The 5,643-nt window shown below is 36.2% G+C and carries 4 protein-coding genes and 1 pseudogene; 2 read left to right on the top strand and 3 right to left on the bottom strand.

The window, feature by feature from the left end:
- Positions 1-222, top strand: a 222-nt coding sequence (locus tag HCUR_RS08615; protein ID WP_165780757.1) for a hypothetical protein, incomplete at its 5' end; no start/stop codon positions are given.
- 1,020 nt (positions 223-1,242) lie between these two features.
- On the opposite strand, the gene HCUR_RS04500 is transcribed toward HCUR_RS08615, so the two are convergent.
- From HCUR_RS04500 to HCUR_RS04485, 3 genes are all read right to left on the bottom strand, one after another.
- Positions 1,243-1,518 carry a hypothetical protein gene (locus HCUR_RS04500; protein ID WP_129591910.1) on the bottom strand — a complete coding sequence of 92 codons (276 nt, stop codon included), beginning with the start codon at positions 1,516-1,518 and terminating at the stop codon, positions 1,243-1,245.
- Between the two features lie 1,108 nt (positions 1,519-2,626).
- Entirely contained in the window at positions 2,627-3,421 is a 795-nt protein-coding gene (locus HCUR_RS04490) for an MlaE family ABC transporter permease (protein ID WP_104206946.1), read from the bottom strand.
- A complete protein-coding gene (locus HCUR_RS04485) occupies positions 3,418-4,017 on the bottom strand; it encodes a BON domain-containing protein (RefSeq protein ID WP_104206945.1) in 600 nt (199 codons plus the stop codon). Before HCUR_RS04485 ends, HCUR_RS04490 begins: the two co-directional genes overlap by 4 nt.
- Positions 4,018-4,480: 463 nt before the next feature.
- On the opposite strand from HCUR_RS04485, the pseudogene HCUR_RS10230 reads away from it, so the two are divergent.
- A pseudogene (locus HCUR_RS10230) lies at positions 4,481-5,204 on the top strand (IS5 family transposase).
- The last annotated feature ends 439 nt before the right edge of the window (positions 5,205-5,643 follow it).

The raw sequence follows: 5,643 nt of genomic DNA, 5'->3' as shown, positions 1-5,643 counted from the left end.
GATGATGTGAAGCTATATTTTGAAAAAGCATCCTTAGAAAAGATTAAATATTGCTCAAATTATGATAAGGGGCACGCTAGGATTGAAGTGAGAAAATGCTCGTTAAGTCAGGATAGTCAATGGCTCATCTTAAATACACCTAATGTTCTTTCCATTAAAAGCATTGCGCAGATAGAATCGATTCCTGAGATAAAAGGCAAGTGTTCTAGTGCAGTGCGGTAGTATGTGTCTTCTTTAGAAGTTAGTCCTGAAACAATGCTCTCATATATTAAAAGCCATTGGGCCTTACATTGGCTAGTACAGAGGTCATTTGGTGAGGATCAAAGGAGCACACGAAAAGAAAACGCTCCCCACGTTAGGCGATAATCACGCATATAGCTCTGAACAAACTCAGATGCCAAGATAATCAATCAAGCGGTTCAGAAAAATGAGGGGGCTGGAGTGACGACATACTTTTTCGTATCTTGCAACAAAATTTTTTATGAGGTGGCCCCTCCCTGAAACGTTTCTATAGCCCACTAGCTTTCCATCAAGGTAAAGCTAGGTAAAAAATGATTAAGGATGCTGGTCATACTTTACTTACCGCCTTATTCGCTTGACCGTAATCCCATTGAGAAACAATGGACTCACGCTCAACAGATCAGAAGTGCTAAAAATTCTTCAATTGACGCGCTATTCTTTATAACTATTTTATAGTTATTTGGCTTTATACCATGCTCGTCACTTTATACAAAACGTTCAGGCACTATATCGTTGATTGTCTCTGGATATGTATTCCTTCCCACGCCTCCCCAGAGGTATAGGTCAAGCTTCACTAATGCTTGCGTTACATAGCTCAGGGGTCTTTACAGATATTCTAGCTTTATTATTTTCAACGTACATTTTTAGCGAATTGGGATGTATGGTTCTTTTTCTTCTTAATCGTACCTTAAGTTTGAGTGCTCTTTGTGTTTCATACCGTCTTCACCCTCTACCTACACTACTTTTACTCACCATAACTATTTTACACTTGTCTTTTGAGATCATTACCCAATTTTATGTATTCTATTTTTGTTTCCTTTAAGTCGAGGCTCTAGTGTATTTTTCTTATTCTCTGATCATTATAATAACTCTAATCCCGTTCTTAAGCTAAATTACTACGTTCAAAACATTATTATTACAGTTTATTTGGTAGCTGTGGTTACATTTTGATCAAATTTTTTTCACGAAAGGGACCTGAACTCGCTACGCCACTATAAAATTCTAGCGTCTAGAACTTTTTGTATATCCTAAAAAACGAATAGTACAAGGCCCTTTGATGCTTAAAACTTTTCCCTTTTTGTCTATCATAAACGCTTGTCCTGAAAACGTTCCATAGATACACTCTCCTAATACTGACTCTTCTCCAAAAATTTTTTGAGATTTAAGATTAATGGATGCACTTTGTGTTGTGAGTTTATAAAATAACTCAGGAGCGGTGTCATACAATGTAACATTTTTAAATAAGTCCAAATGATGCGGAAAAAAAAAAAGATCCAAAGTGGCTCTTCATTTGAAATCGATAATGGCGTGTTTCTAGGACTACTTGTGGCTTCAATAAACGATAATAAATTGAATGGGGAGGCGCTAAAAAGTGACTTGCTTGAAGCTTTTCAGCGAAAACAGTGTACGGACATTTTTTTTGATCTAAAGAAAAAATTTTTATTTTTTCAACATGATCACTTTGGACATTACGCAAACTTCTAATGCTTTTGCAGGTTTGCCAATCTTTCAGTAAAATCCAAACTGTAGAGAACAATGTTCCTATAAGTACCGTCCAAATTCCCCATTTAAAAGAGTGACTGTAAAATATTTTTTGCACAATTTTAATTGATTAAATAAAAAATAGTTCAGCATAGTATACCTAAAAAAATGAATTAAATACATAAATAAATTTGTGAAATCAGACCTACTGATGAAAAATTTTCTAACGGTAAGCATGACGTTATCTATCGATATATCATTTCGAGTCTGGTAAACTTTAGCCAAAAAATATTATACTAAAAAAGGAGAGCATTCACTAAGCAATAAAGTATTGATACAGCTTTGCTTATTACCGCTTTCTTAAATAGTCAAGTAATGCGATACAATACATTTAGCGTAAAAACGTTGTAAAGAATAATCTAAAAAAATCAGTATTACTACATGCAAAAAATTTAGCTCAGGGATCTTTACAGATATTCTAGCTTTATTATTTTCAACGTACATTTTTAGCGAATTGGGATCTATGGTTCTTTTTCTTCCTAATCGCACCTTAAGTTTGAGTGCTCTTTGTGTTTCATACCGTCTTCACCCTCTACCTACACTACTTTTACTCACCATAACTATTCTACACTTGTCTTTTGAGATCATTACCCAATTTTATGTATTCTATTTTTGTTTCCTTTAAGTCGAGGCTCTAGTGTCTTTTTCTTATTCTCTGATCATTATAATAACTCTAATCCCGTTCTTAAGGTAAATTTCTATATAAGTTAAAATATAGACGCTTAACGCGTTGAAATAATATCCCATAGCTACGGCTATCTAATAGCTTGGGGAAATAAGTTCTAACCGAAATGTATGGCTATTTTTATAGTATTTTTCTACTTCCAGTGACGAATATCCAATACTAACGGTAATAAAAAAAGGTAACCCAATAGTTTATAAATAATATTAGAAGAGAAGAAATTACAACACTTTTTCGTGCAGATATCCCCACTCCCAAAGCGCTAGGAGGAGCATTGAGCCCTTCATAACACGCCACAAAACCAATAATAAAAGCGAAAAAAAAAGATTTGTAAAGTCCAACCTCTACGTCACTCCACTGAATAATATTCCACGCATATCCCAAATATTGAGGACCATGCATTCCTTGTTTTAGTACGCAAGTAATATATCCTCCAAAAATTCCCATAAGGTCAGAAAATAAAGTTAATAAAGGCAGGACACATAATGCAGCACTGATTTTTGGACGAATTAAGTAATAAAATGGAGATACTGCCACACTAACAAGCGCATTAATTTGATCCGTTACAGCCATACTGGAGAGCTCGGACGCGATAGAAGAACCAAGACGCCCTGCCACCATTAATCCCGCGAGAATAGGACCTAATTCCCTTAAAATAGCAAAAACCACAAGCTCTACCTGAACACCAGAAGCATCAAAGCCATGCATAGACTGGGCGCTTTGTAATGCCAACACCATTCCTGCACATATCGCTGTCATCCCTACTAGGGGTAAAGAATACCAAAAATATTGAGCAAATAAGTTTATAAAAACTCTATAATTTATAAAAGGTCCTTTTCCAGAATATAGAACGTTAGCAAAAAACACTCCCCTTCCGCCTAAATTTCGCAAAAAAATTAAAGTATTTTTTCCTAGATACACGCTAAGTTTTTTCAAGAAGCTGACACTTTTTTTCATTTTTTAGTATCCTTAGACGATGAAAAAGTAACAAAATATTTTGCATCCCGTAAAGAAAACTGATCTACATGATATTTCAAGCGTTTTAATTCCTCAGGGCCAGAAGCGCTGCCCAGGACATAAAGAATTCCTTTAAATACCCGTAAGTTATAATTCTCCACCCTAATTCTACCATCCATAATAAAACTTGCCTTAATTTTTTTCTCCATCAATCCATCACTTAGGTAATCTGTAAAAGATTCTTCACCGATGCATAATTCATTCCATACCTTGCTTACACTACTTACCTGCTCAGCCAATTTTCCCGCTTCCGTTTTTAGTCCTGGATTGGAAACGCTCCCTACCAACACTACAACACCCCGATATACCAAAACCTCCACCCCGTCTAAAGCCTTAGAATCATGCAATAAAAGTTCTTGAGAAATTTTAAGCCGAATAGCGTTATCATCTAAAGTTTGGGAAAACGTGCGATCTTGAGCGTTAAAAGATAAAATACCACACCCTTGCATCCACCCCAAAGCTAAAAAGATGGAAAGCATCCACAGTAAAAAATCTTGCTTGCGATGCTCACGCATAAGAACGGCAATATAAACCATATGCGTCCAGAGTATCTGTAAATTTACAGACCGTCAAGGGCTTTACTCGCTTGTATCAATAAAGAAGTAGACTAAGGGTGTAGAATAGTTAATGAAACAGTATAGTCACGATAAAAAAAGGGTGATATAAAATATAGATAATTTTGTGTTAATTATTCGAGAATAATTCCTTAAACACAGAAAAAATGTTTTTTGATACGCTGAAAAGATTTTTGACGTTACCAAAGCAACGCAACGCTTGATTCATCCATAAACCATTTCTTCTTTTTTGAAACACTTTTCCTTCCAACCAGACAATGTCTTGTGTTTGAAGTATCGCGCTCGATATAAAGGATACTTGCGTACAAAGTACTGTTGCAATCTAGAGTGTGTCCATATTTACAATTAACTGTTGTAAGATTAAGGTGCTTAGTTACAACAGGAGATAAGATTACACGGAATACGAGACGACCAATAAGAAGGAATAAAAGAAAGTTTGCCTGAGAAAGAAAGAAATTCAGGACGTGCTGGTAAGGCGATAACCAGAAATTTATCAATGCCGTGATGTGGATTGCCCAAAAGGATGCAGCGTGGCGTACATTGCCAGAATTTTACGAAAAATTGTCGAGTGTTCACAAACGGTTGATAAGATGTTCCAAAGCCAGTGTATCGCAAATGATCTTCAATACCTTTACGGCAGATGCTGATATGGAATGGATTATGATTGACTCCACAATAATGCGCGCCCATCAACACGCCGTGGGTTCCAGAAAAAAATAGAGTCAATAGTTTTTACACAAGAGCAAGAACTGAGGCGCTCAGCACTCGGTTTTAGCACGCAGACCCACGCCGCATAGGATACTTTAGGTAACCCCATCAGATCCATTCTATCGCCTGGTTAGTGTTCTGGCTATACAAAAGCCTTTGATTTAATGGAGAATTTTGACTTTAAAACGCTATTGACGGATAAAGGCTACGATGTCGATGACATTCTTCATTATGCAAAGCCATCATCTCCCCAAGATTCATGCGAAAAAATTTCAGAGAATTTGACGCAAATCTTTATAAAGAACGCACTCTAGACGAGCGAATGTTCAACAAGTTAACCCATTTCAGGCACTTTGCACCCCAGATATGACACACTGGCACACGCCTTTCTTTCCTTTCTTCATTTTGCTGTATCACTCATAATTCTAAAGAAAACTTAAATATCGACAGGCTCTAGCCTATATCAACACTTCTTTCAATCAGATGAACTATATTTTACAATTCAACTTCTTTTACTATACATTTCCGAAGAATAAGCCCCGTTTTTTATAAAAAGTTAAATCATGAAAGGCATGGACACTTTCTTCAGCCAATGGGTGTTCCTCTTGCGTGTGTTCCGTTTTTTTGCCCTAGAAATATGTTTTAGATTCGAGAATCGAGAAATTCAACTAAAAAACAATAAAAAGTGGGTGATGAAATTAAGAACAATTGTTACAGAGGCTCTTAAAAAACATTTCACTCTCCTACTGTATTATATTGATTAGCGTCATCAACAGTACCGTGCACTAGAGTGCCTTGTGTATCCAGAACACTATGGCGTTTGCGTCCCTTTATTTTGTTTCCTCCGGGAATGTTTCATTGTTAACAAGCCCCAGTAGT

Origin of the sequence: Holospora curviuscula, from assembly GCF_002930195.1 — a bacterium.
Classification (GTDB): domain Bacteria; phylum Pseudomonadota; class Alphaproteobacteria; order Holosporales; family Holosporaceae; genus Holospora; species Holospora curviuscula.
This window is presented reverse-complemented; position numbering and strand designations above follow the sequence as displayed.

Coding starts and splice junctions, on each gene's coding strand:
- HCUR_RS04490 (WP_104206946.1), bottom strand. CDS start 3,421: ATGAAAAAAAGTGTCAGCTTCTTGAAAAAACTTAGCGTGTATCTAGGA.
- HCUR_RS04485 (WP_104206945.1), bottom strand. CDS start 4,017: ATGGTTTATATTGCCGTTCTTATGCGTGAGCATCGCAAGCAAGATTTT.